We start from the raw sequence: 20,845 nt of genomic DNA, 5'->3' as shown, positions 1-20,845 counted from the left end.
GCGCTTGCCCACAGAATGACGCCGGCGCGAGGCCGGCGCTTTGATCACGATCAAACCTTTGAAGATTCGTGCAGCCGGTTCAGCTGGCCAGTACCGATGCCTCGCGGGCGAGGCGCTCGATGGCGTCCCAATCACGCGTCTGCAGCAGCGCCGGAGTGGTCAGCCACGACCCGCCCACGCACAGCACGTTGGGCAGGTGCAGGAACTGCGGCGCAGTCTGCGCGCTGATGCCGCCGGTCGGGCAGAAGCGCACATCGGCGAACGGACCGTGCCAGGCCGCCAGCAATGCAGCACCTCCGGCCTGTACCGCCGGGAAGAACTTGAAGGTGTCGTGGCCGTGCTCCAGGCCCAGGATCAGGTCCGAGGCAGTGGCGGCACCGGGCAGGTACGGCAGGTCGGCATCTCGCGCGGCGGCATACAGCGCCGGCGTGGCACCGGGGGAAACGGCAAAACGCGCACCGGCCTGCTTTGCCGCCTGCATCTGTGCGGCGTTGAGCACGGTGCCGGCGCCGATCACCGCATCGGGCACGGCCTCGACCATGGCCTTGATGGCATCCAGTGCCTGCGGCGTGCGCAGCGTCACTTCGATCACCGGCAAGCCGCCGCGGAACAGCGCCTGGGCTACTTCGACCGCTTCATTCACATCTTCGGGGGTGTACACCGGAATCACCGGTGCCAGCTTCAACAGCGCGCGCAGGCGCGGATCAGCGCTGGACATGGTCTTGCTCCTTGCCCGACAGGGCATCGCGGATCGCCGCCGGGTCCGGCAGCGCAGCGGCGCATGATGCCACGTGGCTCACCAAGGTGCTGGCGGCGCCCCGCCCTGCCCCCGGTTCAGGCCGGGTCGGCCTGCAACGCCTGGATGCGACGCTGGTACCAGTCACCACCGAGCGGATCGAACACGGCCGAGCGCTCCATCTGCGCCTCGTACACGTGCACCGAGATCGCCAGTGCGTCATCGCTGGCGTTGCGCAGGGTGTGGTACTCGTGCGGCGGGATCAGGCTTCCGGCACTGCCGCAGCCTCCGCGCAGCGCGGCGTGGCGGCGGAAGCGGCAGCGTTCTCCTGTGCGCTCCAGCAGCTCGTAACGGGTGATCTCCAGCTCGCCCGACCACACTCCTTCCACACACCACATGGCATCGTGGTCGTGCAGCGGCGTGCCCTGACCTGGGCCCCAGCTCATGGCGATCACGCTGTAGCCGTGTTCGCGGCTGTGGTACAGCGGGCGGCGCGCGTAATGATCACTGACCGGCCGATGCACACATTCGGGCAATTCGATGCGGCTGTCCGCGATGGCTTCCTGCAGCGCCAGCTGCAGGTCGGCGGTGATGCGCTCGGGGTCACCGGAGGTCATCGCCGCGTCGACCGCGGCGATCAACCGGTCGCGGCCACGGAATGGCGGAAACGGAGAAGTCTGCAGGTCCATGCCCCGAATGTAGCGGAGCATGGTTAAGGGAATGTTGGCGTTCGCGCGCGTCGCACCCGTATTCAGAGCAAGCGCGCGTGAAAAACGGTTCAGATGCAAATGGAGCAGACCGATCACAATGGAACCTCACGCGGCAAAACGTGTCGAACACGACGTGTGCCGCTCCAGCTGCGACATTCCGCAACTTCGCGCCCGACGGGCGCAAGGCTAGAATTCTCCGACTTACCTGGTTCTATACATGTCAGTGCGAAATATTAGCGATGCCGCGTTGCCGGCATCGAAGGGCAAGGCTGCCACGATCAACGACATCGCACGACTGTCGGGAGTTTCCAAGAAAACGGTTTCAAGAATCATCAACAACTCGCCGCTGGTGCGCAAAGACACCCGCGACAAGGTCGAGGCGTTGATGCGCGAGGTCGGTTACGTGCCCGACCCCCTGGCGCGCGGCCTCGCGTTCCGCCGCTCCTTCCTGATCGGCCTGGTGTATGACGACCCGGGCGCCCAATGCATCGTCGACCTGCAGCACGGCGCGCTGGAAGCGCTGCGCGGCACCGGCTATGAGCTGGTCGTGCATCCCTGCGACAGCCAGTCTCCGGACTGCGCGCACGGCGTGCGGCGCTTCGTGCAGCAGCAGAAGCTGCACGGCGTGATCCTGGGCCCGCGAGCCTCCGAGTCGGCTGTATTGACGGAGATGCTCGACGGCATCGAATGCCGCTATGTCCGCATCAACGCGCATGTGTCGGATGACGCGGCACAGGCGGTGGTCACCCACGATCGCGACGGTGCAGCCGCGGCAGCGGGCTACCTGCTCTCGCTCGGCCACCGCGACATCGCGGTGATTGCCGGACCGGGCAATCGCCGCACCGCACGCGAGCGTACCCATGGCTTCCTCGACCGGTTGGCCCAGGTGGGCCTGACCCTGCCGGGTGAGCGTGTGCTGGAAGCGAGCGATACCTTCGAGTCCGGCGTGCATGCCGCAGAGCGTCTGCTGATGGGCGGACAGCGCCCCAGTGCGATCTTTGCCGGCAACGATGAAATGGCTGCCGGCGTGTACCAGGTGGCGTTGCGTGCCGGCATTGCGGTGCCACAGCAGTTGTCGATCGTCAGCTACGACGACAGCCCGCTGGCGTCGCGGCTGTGGCCGCCGCTGACCTCGGTGCGTCGCCATGTGTCCGATATCGGCCGCGTGGCCGCATCGATGCTGGTGCAGGCCGACGTGCCGGATGCACCGACCGCAACCAGCGTGCACCCGCAATTGATGGTGCGCGGTTCCTGCCGGGCCGTGGACGCCTGACTGCCCTGCCCTCGCCTGCACCGCCGTGACGGTGCAGGCACCAGGCATCAATGAAAACGGCGCATCCAGGTGCGCCGTTTTCAGTGCGAAGCGGTGTGCGCCGTGCGCTTACACGTCGCCGCCGTCGGCCCAGCCTTCACCGGTGCCCTTCTGGAACACGCGGTCATCGCCCTGCACTTCACCGGCCGGCAGATGCGCCTGGCTGGCCAGTGCCGCGTAGATCGGGGTGAAGTCCGGCGACGTCGCCTGCATCAGCTGTTCGAAGCTGTCGATGACGAAGTAGGTCTTCTGGAAGGTGTCGATGCGGTACTTCGTGCGCATGATCCGCTGCAGGTCGAAACCGATGCGGTTGGGCGCGGCCGATTCCAGCGAGTACAGCGACTCACCCTTCGAAGAAACGATGCCGGCGCCGTAGATGCGCAGGCCCTCGGGCGTATCGATCAGGCCGAATTCCACCGTGTACCAGTACAGGCGGGTCAGGTTCTGCAGTGCATCCGGGCCGATCGCGTGGGCCTTGACGCCGCCACGGCCGTACGCCTCCATGTAGTCGGCGAACACCGGGTTCATCAGCAGCGGCACGTGGCCGAACAGATCGTGGAACAGGTCCGGTTCGGCGATGTAATCAATCTGGTCCGGGCGACGGATCCACCAGGTCACGGGGAATCGGCGATTGGCCAGATGGTCGAAGAAATCCAGTTCCGGCAGCAGGCCTTCGACGCCGACCAGGGTCCAGCCGGTGGCCGCGCCCAGTACTTCGTTGAGCTGGTCGAAGCGCGGAATCATGTGCGCGCTCATGCCCATCTCGTCCTGTGCATCCAGGAATTCCTGGCAGGCGCGGCCGACCAGCAGCTCGCGCTGGCGCTGGTACAGGGTGCTCCAGGTGGCGTGGTCGTCGGCGCTGTAGGTGTCCCACGGCTGCTCGACGAGCGCGGTGGTATACACCGGCACGTAGCCCTTGTCGGTCTGCTGGTGTTCGACGCGGCGGGGCTGGGCGGGGTCCATGGGGCACTCCTTGACGGGATACCCACGATGCTAGGGCAGGGCGCGCGCAACAGGGTTGCAAAAGTTGCGTCGATTGGCCTTGTTGGCGCAATATCCTTGCGTACTCACCATGTTGCGGGGCAACAATGGCCGGAGAAGTCCAGTTCGATCGCACGGATATACGCCTGCTGGCTGAAATCCAGCGGGATGGGCGCGCCACCAACGCCGAGCTGGCGACACGGGTGAACCTTTCGCCCTCGGCCTGCCTGCGGCGCCTGCAGCGGCTGGAAAGCGAGGGCGTGATCGTCGGCTATGGCGCGCGGCTGGAGCCGCGCCAGCTGCGCCTGGGCCTGCAGGCCTTCGTGCGCGTGCAGCTGGAAAAGCACGACCAGGCCGCGATCGGGCACTTCGTGGACAGCGTGCAGGGCTGGGATGAAGTGGTGGCCTGCCATGCACTGACCGGCGACATGGACTACCTGCTGCACGTCTACGTGCGTGACCTGGAGCATTTCTCGCACTTCCTGCTGGACCGGCTGCTCAATGCCGGCGGCGTGGCCGATGCCAATTCCAGCTTCGTGCTGCGCACGGTGAAGGGCTTCCAGGCATTGCCGCTGTCGCAGCTGGAATAAGCGCGCTGCCACGATTTGACGGCACCGGGCGGGTAGCCGAGCATCACCGCCCTGCGCGCGCCGCAGCGTTCCTTTTCCGGTTCCACGCATGCCCGAACTCCAGCACCCGCTGCCCACAACCACTTTCCTGCCGCTGCAGCGCAAGTCGCTGGCGCGCTACATCGCCCATGGCACGCCACCGCAGACGGCCTTGGAGCAGGCCGGGCTGATGGCCGCGCAGCTGTGCCGGACGCGCCTGCACCCAGCGGCCGAGATCGAGCGCCTGCTGCATGATGCCTGCGCGTTGTTTGCCGGCAACGAAGGCGCGGCTGCACAGCTGGCCGGGCCCGGTGGCGGTGGCCAGCCGGAACTGGATGCCTGGCTGAGCGCATTGGCCGCCCACGGCGTACTGCTGGCGCCGGCGGAGATCCTGCAGGACGTCATCGCGCAGTCGCCACGGGAATACCCGGGCCTGGCCCTGCAGCAGGCCTGCCAGGAAACCCTGGTCGAACATGAGATCCGGTTTCCCGCCACTTTTTCCAGTGACGATGACGAGGCCCCGCAGGATGACGTCGCCGCCGCGGATGCGCGGTCGGTCGAGCACCATGGCCTGTACACGTCCGAGCAGGCCCGCGTGCTGCGCGCCATCGCCGCCAACCCCGATGAACTGATCGACCTCGATGGTTATGCCGGCACCGGCAAGGGCCACCTGGTGCTGGCGCTGATGGAGGCGCGGCCCGGCCGCTACACCTACGTGGCGCCCTCGCGTGGGCAGGTGGAAGCCTTCCGCGCCCGCGTGCCGGCCAGCACTGCGGTGCGCCTGCTGACCCAGATCGAGTTCGCCAACCGCGTGGCGCAGCACGCCGCGCGCAGCGGCCAGACCGGTGGCTTCGTTGCCAGCTATCGGCGCAGCACCCGTACGCCGCGCGAGATTGCCGGCCGCATCGGCCTGCAGGGCATCGGTGGACGCAGCCCGGAGCAGGTGCTGCTGACCGCGTTCGAGGCCATCAACCGTTGGTGCGCGTCGTCGGCACCGGGCATGGCGTTCCAGCATTTCGACCGCTCGGTGCCCGCCGCGATGCTCGACGTGTCGCCGTACATGGCGGCCGCCGAGCACGTCTGGCGCTGCATGTTCGACGCCGAACTGCAGCGGGGCACGCTGCTGAGCCTGAGCCCGGCGCACATCGGCAAGTGGTTGGCACTGCGCGGCGTCACCCCGCCACAGGACATGGGCATGCTGCTGGTGGACGAGGCGCATGACCTGAGCCCGTCGTGGAAGCAGTTGCTGGCCGGCCATGCGCCTGGCGTGGTCAGCCTGGGTGATCCGCACCAGTGCCTGACGGGTACGGTGCCGCGCTGGACCGCGTCGAAGGTGCTGGAAATGCACCAGTCGGTGCGCCAGGGCAACCAGGTCGAGGGCCTGGTCAATCAGACCCTGGCGCTGGATGGGCTGGGCCAGGACAGCGCGCCGTTCGTCGGTGCCGCCGACCGCGCCACCGGTGTGCTGCATTACCGCGACTGGGCGCAGGTGCCGAGCGAGGGCCTGCGCATCCATGGCAACGTCGCCGATCTGGCTTTGGATGCGGCACAGCTGCAGGCGCTCGGGCTGCGGCCCTACCTGCATCCGGCATCGCTGCGCGCGCTGCGCAGCGTGCTGCAGCGGCCGCTGGATGCGTGGCGCCGGCGCCACGACAGCGCATCGGACCCGGCGTGGGAGCGCTTCCTCGCCACGCAGGCCGACGACGGGCAGGGCGTGCTGGTCGAACTGTTCGCGTCTGCCGATCGGGTGCAGTCACTGCTGCAGGCGCTCGACGATCAGGACACGCCCGCAGAAGGGCGTGTGGCGCTGTGCCTGGCCGAGCACGCGAAGAACCTGCAGTTCGACGTGGTCTCGCTGTCACCCGGTTGCTTCAGTGCGGGGCAGGGCGGGCGCATCTGGCACAACCCGGTGCGTGCAGTCTATCTGGCACTCACCCGTGCGCGACGCCAGCTGCATGTGCCGGCCGATGGCATGGAACAGCTGCAGCACACGGCGACACTGCAGGAGCAGGCGCGCCAGAGGCGCAGGCGCGAACGGCAGCAGGCCAGCGGTTACCGGCCTGCGCGCTAGAACGCGCGTCGCTGTCTGGCAGCGCCACGCTGGCTCAGGTCAGCACTTGTCCTTGCGGCCCATCAGCTTGCCCAGGCGCGAGGCTTCCTCGCACTTCGGCGCGGCCACCGGGGCCGGTGCCGCTGCGGCGGCGCGCGCACGCTGCAGCTGCTGGATCTTGGCGCGGATCTGCGGCATCGCCGCCATGGCGGCCTTTTCGCCTTCCAGGATCGCGGTGCCCCGCTGGCTGAAGTCGGCGGCACCGATGTCCAGCACCTTCGGGCGGATGACGATGTCGGCGCGTGCCAGTTCCTGTTCGCCCAGGCGCTGGCCCATGATCGAGATGGACTGGTTGACGATGCCCAGCATGTCGGTCGGCGCCTTGCCGCTGGCCTTGCTGGAGATGTCCACGGCGATCACGAAGTCGGCGCCGAGCTGGCGTGCGGCATCGACCGGCACCGGGCTGACCACGCCGCCGTCGATGTAGTTGCGGCCGCCGATCTTCACCGGTTCGAACACGCCGGGGATGCTGCTCGACGCGCGCACCGCCTGGCCGACGTTGCCGCGCACGAAGATCGCACGCTCGCCGGTTTCCAGCTGGGTGGCGACGGCGGCGAACGGCTTCTTCAGGCGCTCGGCAGGGCGGTTGGCAACCTGCTCGTTGACGTAGTCCTGCAGCTTCTGGCCCTGCACCAGGCCACCGGAGAACAGGCGCACGTCGCGGATGCTGGCTTCGTCCAGCGCGACCGCCTTGCTCTGCATCTGGAACGCGTCCATGCCACTGGCATACAGCGCACCAACCACGCTGCCGGCGCTGGTGCCGGACACCACGGCCGGCTCGAAGCCGTTCGCCTCCAGCATCTTGATCACGCCGATGTGGGCGAAGCCCTTGGCTGCGCCACCACCGAGGGCGATGCCGATCTTCACCGGCTTGGCCTGCGGCACCACGGTCGGCGCAGGCGGCGGCGTGGGGCGGACCGGATCGCCACCGCAGCCGGCCAGCAGGCCGATCAGGGCGACGGACAGCAGCATGCGGGGGCGGAACAGGCTCATCGGCAGTGCGCTCGCGGCGCCGGATTCAGGAAAGGGCGCCAGCATACCGAAGCCGTGGCGGGGCGGGCAGGGTGGGGGCAGCCCCCTATTCAGCAAAAAAACGTGAATCGCTTCTGGTGGGTGCGGACCTCGGTCCGCACAAATGCCTGGTCGCGCTCTGAAGGAATGTGCCAACCAAGGTTGGCACCCACCCAAGGCAGGTCCAGGCGGCCGCCGAGAACCTCCCTATTCAGCAGAAAACGACCATGGTAGGTGCCGACCAAGGTCGGCACCTACCAAATGAGTGGGTCAGAACCGGTTGTCGCCGTCCAGCATCCGGCCCAGGCCGCCCAGCACCGAACCCTCGCCACGGTTCTGGCCACCGCCCTGCGGTGCGGCCATCCACATGCGGCCGGCCAGGCGCGAGAACGGCAGCGACTGCAGCCAGACCTTGCCCGGACCGGTCAGCGTGGCCAGGAACACGCCCTCGCCGCCGAACAGCATGCTCTTGATGCCGGTGACCCGGCGCACGTCCATGTCCACGGTCGGGTGATAGGCCACCACGCAGCCGGTATCCACGTCCAGCCGCTCACCCACGGCCAGTTCGCGCTCGACCACGCAGCCGCCGGCGTGGATGAACACCCAGCCGTCGCCCTCCAGCTTCTGCATGATGAAGCCCTCGCCGCCGAACAGGCCGGTCATGATCTTGCGCTGGAACTGCACGCCGATCTGCACGCCGCGCGCGCCGGCCAGGAAACTGTCCTTCTGGCAGACCAGGCGGCCGCCGTGCTGGTCCAGCTTCATTGCCAGTACGGTGCCGGGGTAGGGCGCGGCGAAGGCGACCTTGCCCTTGCCGTGGCCGCTCTGGGTATAGACGGTGGCGAACAGGCTCTCGCCGGTCAGCACGCGCTTGCCGGCGGCCATCACCTTGCCCATGAAGCCGCCGCCCTGGTCGCCGTTGGCGGCGCCGAACACCGTGTCCATCTGCACGGTGGCGTCCTTGAACATCAATGCGCCGGCCTCGGCAATGGCGCTCTCGCCGGGGTCGAGCTCGATCTCCACGAACTGCATTTCATGGCCGACGATGCGGAATTCGATGTCGTCGGCGCGGCCGTTGGCGGCGGCGGAGACCGGGACCGGCGGCGGGATATTGGGCATGCCCGGGGCCGGCGCCTGCAGCTCGGCCACCTCGGCGATCGGCGTCCACCCGCTCATGCCCTGGCACCAGGCCAGCGCGCGCGGGTTGGCCTGCGCATAGCGGCGCGCGGCTTCGTCATCGAGCGGGCCGACGCGTTCGGCCTGGGCGGAGGCATGGAAGTACCACTGGGTCATTGCGGCGGCTTCGCGAGGCTGGAAAACACCAGTCTAGCGAGCGACCCGGCTCCGGGGCGACGTGGCCATGAACGGCGGGCATTTGCGGGGCAGGTGCTGTATTGCAACAATTATCTGGTAGCGCCGTTTTACCACCCCTCCAAACACAGCCTACCGCCATGTCCCCGACCCGTACTTCCCGTGGCCGCCTTCCGGTCGCGCGCCCTCTCGTTGCCGCTCTTTCCGCCCTGCTGCCGCTGGTAGCAGCCGCCCAGGAAACCCCCGCTGCCAAGGACCCGGTTGCCCTCGATGCCCTGCAGGTGACCGCGCAGCGCCGCGTCGAGAACGCCAAGGACGTACCGGTCGCGTTGAGCGCGATCCAGGGCGAGAAGCTGGATGTGCTCGGCTCGGCCGGCGATGACATCCGCTTCCTGGCCGCACGCGTGCCCAGCCTCAACATCGAGTCGTCCTACGGCCGTGCCTTCCCGCGCTTCTACATCCGCGGCCTGGGCAACACCGACTTCGACCTCAATGCGTCGCAGCCCGTGTCGCTGGTGTATGACGACGTGGTGCAGGAAAGCCCGCTGCTGAAGGGCTTCCCGCTGTTCGACCTGGCCAACGTGGAAGTGCTGCGTGGCCCGCAGGGCACGCTGTTCGGCCGCAACACCCCCGCCGGCGTGGTCAAGTTCGATTCGGCGCGTCCGTCGCAGGATGCCGATGGCTACATCCGCGTCGGCTACGGCAGCTACAACAGCTGGAATGTACAGGGCGCTTACGGCGGTCCGCTCACCGACCGCTGGTCGGCACGTGTCTCGGCCATCTACCAGCGCCGCGACGACTGGGTCGACAACACCCGCGTCGGTGCCCCCAACAGCGGTTTCGAAGGCTATGACGAAGCCGCCGGCCGCGTGCAGTTCCTGTACGAAGGCGACGACTTCGAAGCGCTGTTCAACCTGCACAAGCGCAAGCTCAACGGTACCGCCCGCCTGTTCCGTGCCAACATCATCCAGAAGGGCGGCAATTCGCTGGTCGAGAACTTCGATCGCGACAAGGTGGCCAACGATGGCGTCAACTTCTCCGACCTGGAGACCTGGGGCGGCAGCGCGCGCCTGCAGTGGAACCTCGGCTCGGTGACGCTGCACTCGATCACCGGCTACGAAACCGCCGAATCGCTCAACCGTGGCGATATCGACGGTGGCTACGGTGCGGCCTTCCTGGGTGCCGGCAACTACGGCCCGGGCCTGATTCCGTTCTCGTCGGAGTCGGCTGACGGCCTGCCGCATCACCGCCAGTGGACGCAGGAAGTGCGCATCGAGTCCAACGAGTGGGGCCGCTTCGATTGGCAGGCCGGCGTCTTCTACTTCGATGAAGACGTGACCATCAACAACTTCAACTACGACTCGCTGACCCCGGGCAATCCGCAGACCGGCCACGTGGTGCAGAACCAGCGCAACAAGGCGTGGGCGGTGTTCGCTTCGGGTGACTTCGATGTCACCGACCGCTTCAAGCTGCGCGCCGGCGTGCGCTACACCCAGGACAAGAAGGACTTCAGCGCCAGCGTGCTGCAGGCCGTTCCGTTCGGCACCCCGGTCAGTGGCCCATACCTGGCCAACACCGACGTCAACGACGTCAGCTGGGACCTGAGCGGCGTGTACAAGCTGACCGACGACATCAACGCTTACGCCCGCGTGGCCAAGGGCTTCCGCGCGCCGTCGATCCAGGGCCGCCTGGCCTTCGCGCCGGGGCTGTCGCAGGCCGATTCGGAGAAGGTGATCTCGTACGAAGCCGGCATCAAGGCCGACCTGTTCGAACGTCGCGCACGCCTGGGCCTGAGCGTGTTCCGCTACAACGTCGACGGCCAGCAGCTGATCGCGGTGGGTGGCAGCAACAACACCGCCACCCTGCTCAACGCCGACAAGACCATTGGCCAGGGCGTGGAACTGGACCTGGAGGCCTACCTGGCCGACAACGTCCTGCTGACCTTCGGCAGCAGCTACAACGACACCGAGATCAAGGACAAGAACCTGGCGGTGGCGATCTGTGGCGGCGGCTGCACCATCACCGACCCGACCACGGTGATCAACGGCCAGACTTATGCGCTGGTGAACGGCAACCCGCTGCCGCAGGCGCCGAAGTGGATCCACAACGCGACCCTGCGCGTCGGCTTCCCGCTCAGCGATGGCAGCGAGCTGTATGCCTACACCGACTGGGCCTACCGCAGCGCGGTGAACTTCTTCATCTACGAGTCGCCGGAATTCCGCGGCCGTAGTTCGCTGGAAGGCGGCCTGCGCCTGGGCTACAACTGGGATTACGGCCAGTACGACGTGGCCGTGTTCGGCCGCAACCTGACCAACCAGACCCGCGTGGTCGGCGCGATCGACTTCAACAACCTGACCGGCTTCCTCAACGAGCCGCGCACCTGGGGCGTGGAGTTCACTGCGAAGTTCTGATGCGGTGGCTGCGGTAATGCAATGAAGAAGGGCCGGCGTAATGCCGGCCCTTTTGTTTCCTGCTTTCTGTAGAGTCGAGCCATGCTCGACTGCCATGAGCCGAGCATGGCTCGGCTCTACAGAGGCATGGCTTACAGCGCGCTCTGCGGGCGCACCTTCAGTACCGCGTTCTCGGTGGTGCAGTCGCGGCTGGAGTGCAGGCCGGCCTTGCGCGCGGCAGCGATCTCCTTGCGTGCGGCCAGCAGGTCCTTGTTGAACGCGGCGTTGTCGTGCAGGCGGGCCACGGCGGCGGCACCCATGAAGCGGCCCTCGAGGATGTCGCTCTGCCAGTGCACGTTGCACACCAGGCGGCTCTCGCCGTAGTTGCGGCCGCGGGCCTGGATGGCATCGGCGCGATCCGGTGCGATCTCCGACAGGATCAGGGCCCAGGCCCAGCCGATCGAGGTGTGGCCGGAGGGGTAGGAACCATTCTCGCGCAGGCCTTGCTCGTCCTTCGGCGAGCAGGTCGGTTCACCATTGACCATGAACGGGCGGGGGCGCTGGTAGTGGTTCTTGGCGGCCTTGGTGGCGGCGCTGGCGTCGATCCGGCTGCGCTCCAGCAGTCGGTACAGCGCCGGGGTCTTCACTGCATCGACGTCGATGTCAGCGGCGCAGGAGAAGTGGTTGGCGCCTTCGGGAAAGCCGAGTTCCGCATCCACACCGGCCTGGGCGAAGCGCGGGCTGCCACGCAGCGCCCGGGCTTCACGGCTGACCTGCTCGTCCAGTGCGAGGGCGGCCGAACCGGCCACCGGAGGTGCCGGCACCAGCTCGAGACTGGCCGGTACCGCGTTCTTGTCCAGATAGCCCACCGCCTTGGTGGTGATGTTGGCTTCGACGGCAGTCGGCTTGGCGGCAGTGGCGGCACAACCCGCCAGGGCCGCGACGACGGCAAGGCCGAGCAGCGGGCGGGCAGGGTGGGAAATCAGCGACATGGACGGGCTCCGGAAGAGAAAACAACGCGCCATGATCGCAGCCCGAATACGACAACGCAGTGGCCACCGGTCATACGGCCAGACCCGGCATGGTCATTGTCGCGATATGAAAAGCGTCATCGTTTGACGTCAGTCTCCTGAATCCGGGCGCAGCGCACGGACTTTCACGCCGCTGCCCCGCGAGCATCGGCACAACGGCAAGCGCCAGGGCCGTCCAGTTCCAGCCGGGTCGGGGGGATCCGAAGACAGAGGGAGAGAAGCGATGCGCAGCACCGCAACAGGAAGTACCGTCCTGGCCCTGCTCCTCGGGCTGGCAACCGCCCCGGCGCAGGCCGCCGAGGTGGTCGGCGTGGCCTTCGTGCACGGCACCGGCGCGCAGACCAATGCCACCCAGGACTACTGGCAGCCGGCGATCATCGACACCGTGCGCCAGGGCCTGCCGAACAGCAGCAACTACGTGGTCATCAACTGCGACTTCACCCAGTACATGTGGAAACCGGAAGCGGCCGGCTGCCTGGCCAACCAGCTGACGAGCTTCATCGACAGCCGCGGCATCACCCAGCTGGTGGTGATCACCCACTCCAACGGCGGCAACGTGATGCGCTGGATCCTGTCCAACCCGACCTACGACAGCCGCTATCCGAAGATCATCCGTACGGTGCGCAAGGTCAACGCGCTGGCACCGTCCTCGGCCGGCACGCCGTTGGCCGATGCGGTGCTCAACGGCAATACCTTTGAAACCTCGCTGGGTTGGCTGCTGGGCTACAAGAACGATGCGGTGCGCCAGCAGCAGGTGGCGAGCATGGCTACCTACAACGCGCAGAACCTGTACGGCACCGCCGGTCGTCCTGCGCTGCCCAAACCGTTCCGTGCCGTGGTCGGCAGCGATGTGGAATCGGCGGTGTGGGACAGCAACAGCTACTGCGGTGGCTATGCGGCCAATGTCGGCCTGGAGTTCACCCAGAACTGGCTGTCGTCCTGCTCCGATGGTTTCCTGGAGTGCAGCAGCCAGAAGGCCGCCGGCACCACCTGGTTCACCGACAAGCAGCGCACCCAGGGAGCAGAGCCGCTCAGCCACAACCAGAGCCGCCGCGAGTGCTTCGGCCTCGGCACGATCCTGCGCAACGACCTGAGCCAGTGAGGGAGACGACCATGACGATCCATTCCACCCTGCTGGCCAGTGCCGTGCTGGCAGTGCTGTCCCTTTCCGCCGCGCAGGCCGCGCAGCCGCTGCAGGCCGCCCGCGCAGGCGATCAGGTGCCTGCCACCCTGGTGGCCGCGCCACTGCCCGCCGATGAAAGCGAGCACGCGCCGCTGTCGTTTGCCTGGGCGCTGGACCCGACGCAACCGCTGCAGGCGGCCACGCCGTATGCCTCGGTCAGCCGCAGCTACTGGCAGCAGGTCGATGGCACGCAGCTGCAACGCGGCCTGGACCTGCCACTGACCGCTGCCGACGCGGTGATCCAGCTGAGCCCGGCCGAAGGCGCGCGTGCGGTGCCGGCCAACTCGCTGCAGGTGCGTGACCCGGCCGGCCGCAGCAGCGTGGCGCGCAGTGTCGATGCACGCGCGCTGCAGGAGGCCGGCATGCCGGTGAAGGATGGCAGCAGCATGCTGCGCACCGGCGCGACCAGTGCAGTCGGTGCGTACACGCTGCAGAGCGCACAGGCACAGGGCCGCTACGTGGTGCAGGTGCTCGAGCCGAATAGCCCGCTGCGGCTGGAAGTGCAGGCCAACCAGGCACAGGTGCTGGCCGGTGGCAACGTGCAGCTGCAGGCACGCCTGCTGGAAGATGGCGCCACCACCGCGCAGCTGGCATCGCGGCGTAGCGGCCTGGGCGGCGAAGCCCTGCTGGTTGCACCGGACGGACGCAGCTGGCCGCAGCGCCTGCTGCGCACCACCGATGGTGCCCTGCGTGCGCAGGTGCGGATTCCGGCCGATGTCGGCACTGCGCAGGGGTTGTGGGAACTGCAGGTGTTCGCCCAGGCCGATGGCGTGCTGCGTGATGGCAAGGTGGCCTTCGCGGTGGCACGGCCGACCGCGCGCTTCAGCGGCCAGGCGGCACCGGATCCGGCCAGCCGCCAGGTGGCGCTGCCGCTGCAGGTGGCCGCCGCCGGTCGTTACGAGGCGCGTGGCACGTTGTATGCCACCGGCCGCGATGGCCAGCTGAAGCCGGTCGCGCAGGCACATGCGGCCGCGTGGTTCGCCGGTCCTGGCGCGGGCCAGCTGGTCCTGCCGTTCGACCAGGCTGCGTTGCCAGCCGGTTTCGGTGCGCCGTATGAGTTGCGCGACCTGCAGCTGCAGGACCAGAGCCGGATGGCACCGATCGAGTCACGCGCGCAGGCGTTGCGGTTCTGAGGTTGCGTGCAGCGGGACGGGTTCCGGCCCGCTGCATTGGATCCTGTAGAGCCGAGCCCATGCTCGGCTGCCGTTTGCCGTGATCACGAGCAGCCGAGCGTGGGCTCGGCTCTACAATGGCATCTCGATTACCCCGCGTACGCGGTCAGCCGGCCCTCCTGCTCGACCACCGTGATCGCGCCGCCGAACACCGCCGACAGCGGTTCGTTGCGCAGCAGTTCGGCGCGGGTGCCATCGGCCAGTACGCGGCCGTCGCGCAGCAGCACCACCCGCTCGATCTCGGGAATGATCTCTTCGATGTGGTGGGTCACCAGCACCAGGGTGATGCCCTGCTGGGCCAGCACCCGCATGGTCGCCACCAGTTGTTCGCGGGCGACCAGGTCGAGCCCGGTGGAGGGTTCGTCCAGCAGCAGTGCCTGCGGCCGGTTGACCAGCGCGCGGGCGATCAGCACGCGGCGGGTCTCGCCGGCCGACAGCTCGGCGTAGGCACGCTCGCGCAGGGACAGGGCGCCGGTCATCGCCAGCGTTTCGCCGACGCGTGCACGCATGTCGCCGGTCACCTCGCGGAAGGCCGGCACCACGTAGCTGGCAAAGAAGCCGGACAGCACCGCCTGTTCCACGGTCAGCCCCGGCATGTCGGCCAGGTTGCTGCTGAGGTCGCCGGTGACGATGCCCAGCTGCGAGCGCAGCCGGTCCACCTGCCAGCGGTTCTGGCCCAGCACCTTCACCGCTACGGAGCCGTCGCCCTGGGCCAGCGGGTACAGCTCGCGGGTGATCAGTTTGATGAAGGTCGACTTGCCGCAGCCGTTGGGGCCGAGCAGGGCGGTGTGCTGGCCCTGCGCAATGCGCAGGCTGAGCCCGTGCAGCACCTTCACCTGGCCGCGCACCACCGTGGCGCGGTCCAGTTCGATCAACGGGGGCAGCTCCGCCAAGGGCGGGGCGGCGGTCATGGTGCTGGCGCGTGGATCAAGGCTCGACAACTCAGGTCCCCAACTGTGAACGGTGCCACGGAAGGCGGTGGCAATCACCGCCGCAGGGATGCAGTTTGCAACGCAAGCGCCCATCATGTCTGCCACCGCCGCGTCGATCCGGAGAGCCGTCATGCCTGATGCCCTGATGTCCCTGTTGACCGGTGGTGTGCTCGGCCTGGGCTGGTGGGCCATGCTGGCGGTGCTGCTGGTCTTCACCCAGATCACCATCTTCTCGGTGACCCTGTACCTGCACCGGAGCCAGGCCCATCGCGGGGTCGATTTCCACCCGGCGCTGGCCCACGTGTTCCGTTTCTGGCTCTGGCTGACCACCTCGATGATCACCCGCGAGTGGGTGGCCATCCACCGCAAGCACCACGCCAAGGTGGAGACCGAGGACGATCCGCACAGTCCGGTCACCCGCGGCATCGGTACGGTGTTCTGGCACGGCGTGGAGCTGTACCGCGAAGCCCGCGGCCAGCGCGCGGACATCGAGCAGTACGGGCGCGGCACCCCGGATGATGCGATCGAGCGCCGCCTGTATACCCCGCATGCCACGCTGGGGCCGGTGCTGCTGTTCGCGATCAATACCGTGTTGTTTGGCCTGCCTGGCGTGGCCCTGTGGGCGATCCAGATGGCATGGATCCCGTTCTGGGCGGCCGGTGTGGTCAATGGCCTGGGCCACTGGTGGGGCTACCGCAACTATGAGTCCGCCGATACCTCCACCAATCTCACGCCGTGGGGGTTCTGGATCGGTGGTGAGGAGCTGCACAACAACCACCATGCCTTCCCCAGTTCGGCGCGCTTTGCGATGCGGCGCTGGGAATTGGATATCGGCTGGAGTGCGATCCGCCTGCTGCAGGCGCTGCGGCTGGCCAAGGTGCTGCGGGTGGCACCGGCCATGGACGTGCGTCCGAACATTGCCGTGCCCGATGCCGAAACCCTGAAGGCGCTGCTGTCGCACCGCTTCCAGGCGATGACCGACTACCAGCGCAATGTGTTCATGCCAGCCCTGCGCGAGGAAGCCGCGCAGGCCGGCGCCAAGTTGCGCCGCCTGCTGCCGCGCAGGCTGCGCCGTGGCCTGGTCAACGATGGCCGCTGGCTGAAGCCGGACAGCCGTGCCCAGCTCAGCGCATGGGTGGCACAGCGCCCGCGCATCCGCACCCTGGTCGAGTACCGCGCGCGGCTGGCAGCGCTGCTGGAAGCGCGTGGCCACGATGCGGCCGAGCGCCTGCACCAGCTGCAGGCCTGGTGCCGCGAGGCCGAGGAAAGCGGTATCGCGGCGTTGCAGGCCTACGCCGCACGGCTGAAGGGCTACAGCCTGGTGGGCGCGTGAGGCCAGGGTACGGGTTTCTGCTGGTGGTGCTGCTGCCGGGTGTGGCGCTGGCCCAGGTCACCGATACCACCAGCTACCTGCAGCGGATGGACAGTGATGGCGACGGCCGGGTGAGTGAATCCGAGTACGTGCAGTGGATGCTGTATGCCTTCGACCACATGGACCGCAACGGTGACGGCGTGCTGAGCGCCGACGAGCTGCCCGGCGGCAAGGGCAGGGCGATCAGTCGCGAGCAGCAGCGGCAGGTGATCGTGCAGCGCTTTCATAAGCAGGATGCCAACGGTGATGGTTTCCTGGACGTGCGCGAACTGGCGGCGCCTCCGCGCTGAGCGCATGCTGGCCTGCGTACCCGCTGCCGGGCGATCATCGCGGGCCTATGTTCCCCAAGGAGTTCCCCCATGGATGACCGGATCGACGAGGAACTGTTCGCCGAATGGCTTGAATTCTGCGCTGGCCGCAGCGAGCGCGAGGACTGGTATTTCTCCGGCCTGCTGCAGGGCGTGACCGACCCGGATACGCTGGCGGCGGTATTCGCAGGCTTCCCGCATGCCGATGCGCTGCGGTCGCGCGCGCTGGACGTGCTTGGCGCAGGGCGCTGGGACGGGCATCTGTACCTGCAGCCGGCCATCGCTGGCGACGTGCAGGCAGTGGCGGCCGCCGCGCGCACCTGGCTGGACGAACTGGCGAGGGTGGCAGGTATGGCGGGTGAGTCCGCGCTGCAGGCCACACTGCGCGACGTGCCGGTGGTGGCAGCGCCCGCAGAGCAGCTGCAGGCCGCATGGCGCGAATCGGGGCCCAGCGCCTATCTGCACGACGTCGTCTGCGATGTGGTGCGCGAGGCCCGCACGCTGGATACCCCTCAGATGGCCGCACTGGACGAGGCGCTGTACCACATCGCTTCGGACCTGTACCTGGGCTGGTATATCGCCCAGCCGTTGTCCCCGGCAGCCGTCGATTTCGCGCCTTATCTGGCGTTCTGGCGCCTGGGCGGACGCGGCGCACTGGTCGACGGCGCGTTCCTGGTGGAAGCGGCGGGTCTGGATTCATAGGGCGGTGCGAGGCCATGCCCAGCGGCTTTGCATGGCCCCGCGTAGAATCACCCCATGCCCGAACTACCCGAAGTCGAAACCACCCGCCGCGGACTGGCGCCGCACCTGCAGGGCCGCCGCGTGCATGGCGTGATCCTGCGCCGCGCCGACCTGCGCTGGCCGATTCCGCCGGAAGTGGCCGAGCTGCTGCCGGGGCAGCGCATCGAGGACATCCGTCGTCGCGCCAAGTACCTGTTGCTGGATACCGCCATTGGCAGCGCAGTGCTGCACCTGGGCATGTCCGGCAGCCTGCGCGTGCTGCCCGGTGATACCCCGCTGCGCGCGCACGACCACGTCGACATCAGCCTGGACAACGGCCGTCTGCTGCGCTTCAACGACCCGCGCCGCTTCGGCAGCCTGCTCTGGCAGCCGACCGGCGAAGTCCACCCGCTGCTGCAGGGGCTGGGCCCGGAACCGCTGGACGACGCGTTCGACGGCGACTACCTGTTCGCGCGCAGCCGTGGCCGTAGTGCGCCGGTGAAGACCTTCCTGATGGACCAGGCGGTGGTGGTGGGCGTGGGCAACATCTACGCGGCCGAGAGCCTCTTCAAGGCCGGCATCAGCCCGCTGCGCGAGGCAGGAAAGATCTCACGCGAACGCTACCAGCGTCTGGCCGATGCAGTGAAGGAGATCCTGGGCTACGCCATCACCCGTGGCGGCACCACGCTGCGCGATTTCATCAGCCCTGACGGCGCGCCGGGCTACTTCGAGCAGGAACTGCTGGTGTACGGCCGTGACGGGCTGCCCTGCCCGAACTGTGGCCGCGCGCTGAAGCACGCCACCATCGGCCAGCGCGCCAGCGTCTGGTGCAGCCACTGCCAGCGCTGAGGCACGCAGCCAGCGGCAGCTGAACGGGCAGGGCGCGTCTCCGCTGCCCGTTAACGTTTGTCTGCCTATGATGGCCGACCTTCCCACTGTGCCTGACGCGCCTGCATGCAACGACGCGACTTCATCCGCAATGCCTCCCTCGCCCTAGCTGCATTCGGCCTGCCGTCCCTGCCCGCGTGCGCGGCCAGCAAGAGCGGCCAGATGGGCCTGCGCCGCCTCGGCCAGCCGCAGCCGTTCGATTTCGCCACCCTGAAGGGCCAGGCGCGGGCACTGGCACAGGCGCCCTACAAGAGCCACAAGCGGGTGCTGCCGGGCCGCCTTGAAGGCCTGGACTGGGACCAATACCAGTCGATCGGCTACCGCCAGGACCATGCGCTGTGGGCCGATCAGCCCGGCAAGTTCCAGGCCAAGTTCTTCCACCTCGGCCTGTACTTTCATTCGCCGGTACGCATGTTCGACGTGGTCGACGGCAAGGCGCAGGAGCTGGCTTATGACGGCGCAGCCTTCAACTACGGCAAGAGCGGCATCAAGGACGGCGAGCTGCCGGCCGACCTCGGCTTCGCCGGTTTCCGCCTGAACACCCGCAAGGACACCGACCGCGACTTCGCCGCCTTCCTCGGCGCCAGCTACTTCCGCGCGGTCGGCAAGGAAGGCCAGTACGGCCAGTCCGCGCGTGGCCTGGCGATCGACACCGGCATGGGCAAGCCGGAGGAATTCCCCGACTTCATCGCCTATTACCTGGAACAGCCGTCGGCCGATTCAGAGACGATCGTGGTCTATGGCCTGCTGGATTCGCCCAGCGTGGCCGGCGCCTATCGCTTCGCGATCACCAATGGCGACGTGCTGCTGATGGACATCGACAGCGCGCTGTACCCGCGCAAGGCGATTGAGCGGTTGGGCATCGCGCCCTGCACCAGCATGTACCAGGTGGGCGAGAACGATCGCCGCATGGCCTGGGACTGGCGCCCGGAGATCCACGATACCGACGGCCTGTCGCTGTGGACCGGTGCCGGCGAGTGGATCTGGCGGCCGCTGCTGAACCCGCGCAACCTGCGTTTCAACATGTTCGTGGACCGCAACCCGCGTGGTTTCGGCCTGCTGCAGCGCGACCGCAACTTCGACCACTACCAGGACGACGGCGTGTTCTACGAGAAGCGCCCGTGCCTGTGGGTGGAGCCGAAGGGCGAGTGGGGCGAGGGTTCGGTGCAGCTGGTGGAGATTCCCACCGTGGACGAGACCTTCGACAACATCGTGGCGTTCTGGAACCCGAAGGAAAAGCCGCAACAGGGCCAGGAGCTGCTGGTCGGCTACCGTCTGTACTGGGGTGCCGAGCCGCCGGCACGTCCGCCGCTGGCGCACTGCGTGGCCAGCCGCACCGGCCTGGGCGGCGTGGTCGGCAAGAAGCGCGAGTACTTCAGCTGGCGCTTCGCGGTGGACTTCGAAGGCGGCGAACTGGCCAGGCTGATCGACAAGGGCGAGGTCGAGGCGGTGGTGGAAGCCAGCCGCGGCCGGGTCGAGATCGTGTCGGCGCGTCCGCTGCGCGAGATCAACGGCTACCGCGCGATGTTCGACCTGGTGCCGCCGGAAGGCAGTACCGAGCAGATCGACATCCGCCTGTTCCTGCGCAGTGGTGGCAAGACCCTCACCGAGACCTGGCTGTACCAGTACACCCCGCCGCCGGCGGGTGCGCCGGAGCGCACGCTGTACTAAGAGGGGGGCGGGTTTGCAGGGCTTGCAGCCCTGCACCTGCTGACGTCAACGTCAACGCCAAAAGCGGGCATTCCGTGGGATGGCGGGGTGGGTCCGGTTGAGGGGGACGGCGTAAATACGTCCATGTAGCCTCGGTCGCGCCATCCATGGCGCTCACGCCCCCTCAACCGGACCCACCCCGCCTTCGACAGATCTCCGCGATCTGTCGGAGCACGGGGTCGGATCCCGTTGCTGCGCTACGGGCTCTGACCCCAGATGAATTTCGATATCTGACAGATGTGCCGACCAACGGTCGGCACCCACCAACAGCCGCGTGAAACTGTCAGAGGTGGGGCGGTGTGGGTGGGCAGGACCGTTGGCGCCATGGATGGCGCCATCGAGCCCCCAGGGACGGGTTTA

The 20,845-nt window shown here is 67.8% G+C and carries 18 protein-coding genes; 11 read left to right on the top strand and 7 right to left on the bottom strand.

Annotation, left to right across the window (positions count from 1 at the left end; all coding sequences use genetic code 11):
* Nucleotides 1-79: 79 nt before the first annotated feature.
* Both eda and HLA98_RS17725 read right to left on the bottom strand, forming a co-directional pair.
* Complete coding sequence (gene eda, locus HLA98_RS17730) at nucleotides 80-718, bottom strand: bifunctional 4-hydroxy-2-oxoglutarate aldolase/2-dehydro-3-deoxy-phosphogluconate aldolase (protein ID WP_057501592.1); 639 nt, start codon at nucleotides 716-718, stop codon at nucleotides 80-82.
* A gap of 116 nt (nucleotides 719-834) precedes the next feature.
* Complete coding sequence (locus HLA98_RS17725; protein WP_057501593.1) at nucleotides 835-1,425, bottom strand: cysteine dioxygenase family protein; 591 nt, start codon at nucleotides 1,423-1,425, stop codon at nucleotides 835-837.
* Nucleotides 1,426-1,663: 238 nt separating this feature from the next.
* Between HLA98_RS17725 and HLA98_RS17720 the strand changes: the two genes are divergently transcribed.
* A complete protein-coding gene (locus HLA98_RS17720; protein WP_057501594.1) occupies nucleotides 1,664-2,719 on the top strand; it encodes a LacI family DNA-binding transcriptional regulator in 1,056 nt (351 codons plus the stop codon).
* Between the two features lie 108 nt (nucleotides 2,720-2,827).
* Here the strand turns inward: HLA98_RS17720 and phhA are convergent, their stop codons facing one another.
* Complete coding sequence (phhA, locus tag HLA98_RS17715; RefSeq protein WP_057501595.1) at nucleotides 2,828-3,721, bottom strand: phenylalanine 4-monooxygenase; 894 nt, start codon at nucleotides 3,719-3,721, stop codon at nucleotides 2,828-2,830.
* A 125-nt stretch (nucleotides 3,722-3,846) separates the two neighbouring features.
* Here phhA and HLA98_RS17710 point away from each other — a divergent pair, with 125 nt between their 5' ends.
* The gene (locus HLA98_RS17710) at nucleotides 3,847-4,329 is read left to right on the top strand and encodes an Lrp/AsnC family transcriptional regulator (protein ID WP_004153377.1); all 483 of its coding nucleotides are present in this window, start codon (nucleotides 3,847-3,849) and stop codon (nucleotides 4,327-4,329) included.
* Nucleotides 4,330-4,417: 88 nt separating this feature from the next.
* Nucleotides 4,418-6,418, top strand: coding sequence for a hypothetical protein (locus HLA98_RS17705; RefSeq protein WP_057501596.1), 2,001 nt, complete (start codon nucleotides 4,418-4,420; stop codon nucleotides 6,416-6,418).
* A gap of 39 nt (nucleotides 6,419-6,457) precedes the next feature.
* Here HLA98_RS17705 and HLA98_RS17700 read toward each other — a convergent pair whose 3' ends face one another.
* Both HLA98_RS17700 and HLA98_RS17695 read right to left on the bottom strand, forming a co-directional pair.
* Entirely contained in the window at nucleotides 6,458-7,450 is a 993-nt protein-coding gene (locus tag HLA98_RS17700) for a patatin-like phospholipase family protein (RefSeq protein ID WP_019337382.1), read from the bottom strand.
* Between the two features lie 288 nt (nucleotides 7,451-7,738).
* Entirely contained in the window at nucleotides 7,739-8,761 is a 1,023-nt protein-coding gene (locus HLA98_RS17695) for a TIGR00266 family protein (RefSeq protein WP_057501597.1), read from the bottom strand.
* A 158-nt stretch (nucleotides 8,762-8,919) separates the two neighbouring features.
* Between HLA98_RS17695 and HLA98_RS17690 the strand changes: the two genes are divergently transcribed.
* Nucleotides 8,920-11,190, top strand: coding sequence for a TonB-dependent receptor (locus tag HLA98_RS17690; RefSeq protein WP_049444578.1), 2,271 nt, complete (start codon nucleotides 8,920-8,922; stop codon nucleotides 11,188-11,190).
* A gap of 131 nt (nucleotides 11,191-11,321) precedes the next feature.
* Here the strand turns inward: HLA98_RS17690 and HLA98_RS17685 are convergent, their stop codons facing one another.
* The gene (locus tag HLA98_RS17685; RefSeq protein ID WP_129550605.1) at nucleotides 11,322-12,161 is read right to left on the bottom strand and encodes an acid phosphatase; all 840 of its coding nucleotides are present in this window, start codon (nucleotides 12,159-12,161) and stop codon (nucleotides 11,322-11,324) included.
* Between the two features lie 262 nt (nucleotides 12,162-12,423).
* On the opposite strand from HLA98_RS17685, the gene HLA98_RS17680 reads away from it, so the two are divergent.
* Complete coding sequence (locus tag HLA98_RS17680) at nucleotides 12,424-13,302, top strand: hypothetical protein (protein ID WP_057499512.1); 879 nt, start codon at nucleotides 12,424-12,426, stop codon at nucleotides 13,300-13,302.
* A gap of 11 nt (nucleotides 13,303-13,313) precedes the next feature.
* Entirely contained in the window at nucleotides 13,314-14,516 is a 1,203-nt protein-coding gene (locus HLA98_RS17675; RefSeq protein WP_057499511.1) for a DUF4785 domain-containing protein, read from the top strand.
* A 128-nt stretch (nucleotides 14,517-14,644) separates the two neighbouring features.
* On the opposite strand, the gene HLA98_RS17670 is transcribed toward HLA98_RS17675, so the two are convergent.
* Nucleotides 14,645-15,466, bottom strand: coding sequence for an ABC transporter ATP-binding protein (locus tag HLA98_RS17670; RefSeq protein ID WP_057499510.1), 822 nt, complete (start codon nucleotides 15,464-15,466; stop codon nucleotides 14,645-14,647).
* A 151-nt stretch (nucleotides 15,467-15,617) separates the two neighbouring features.
* Here HLA98_RS17670 and HLA98_RS17665 point away from each other — a divergent pair, with 151 nt between their 5' ends.
* The 5 genes from HLA98_RS17665 to HLA98_RS17645 all read left to right on the top strand — a co-directional run bounded on the left by HLA98_RS17665 (nucleotide 15,618) and on the right by HLA98_RS17645 (nucleotide 20,446).
* Nucleotides 15,618-16,820 carry a DesA family fatty acid desaturase gene (locus tag HLA98_RS17665; RefSeq protein WP_049431845.1) on the top strand — a complete coding sequence of 401 codons (1,203 nt, stop codon included), beginning with the start codon at nucleotides 15,618-15,620 and terminating at the stop codon, nucleotides 16,818-16,820.
* Entirely contained in the window at nucleotides 16,817-17,149 is a 333-nt protein-coding gene (locus HLA98_RS17660) for an EF-hand domain-containing protein (RefSeq protein WP_057499509.1), read from the top strand. The genes HLA98_RS17665 and HLA98_RS17660 overlap by 4 nt, the downstream gene beginning before the upstream one ends.
* A gap of 69 nt (nucleotides 17,150-17,218) precedes the next feature.
* Nucleotides 17,219-17,869: a hypothetical protein gene (locus HLA98_RS17655; protein WP_049444564.1), complete on the top strand. Its 651-nt coding sequence runs from the start codon at nucleotides 17,219-17,221 to the stop codon at nucleotides 17,867-17,869.
* Nucleotides 17,870-17,923: 54 nt separating this feature from the next.
* Nucleotides 17,924-18,736 carry a bifunctional DNA-formamidopyrimidine glycosylase/DNA-(apurinic or apyrimidinic site) lyase gene (gene mutM / locus HLA98_RS17650; RefSeq protein WP_057499508.1) on the top strand — a complete coding sequence of 271 codons (813 nt, stop codon included), beginning with the start codon at nucleotides 17,924-17,926 and terminating at the stop codon, nucleotides 18,734-18,736.
* Nucleotides 18,737-18,841: 105 nt separating this feature from the next.
* Nucleotides 18,842-20,446 (top strand): OpgD/OpgG family glucan biosynthesis protein, encoded by a 1,605-nt coding sequence (locus tag HLA98_RS17645; protein WP_057499507.1) that lies wholly within the window; start codon nucleotides 18,842-18,844, stop codon nucleotides 20,444-20,446.
* Nucleotides 20,447-20,845: the final 399 nt, after the last annotated feature.

Origin of the sequence: Stenotrophomonas africana, assembly GCF_013004645.1 — a bacterium.
Lineage (GTDB): Bacteria > Pseudomonadota > Gammaproteobacteria > Xanthomonadales > Xanthomonadaceae > Stenotrophomonas > Stenotrophomonas africana.
This window is presented reverse-complemented; position numbering and strand designations above follow the sequence as displayed.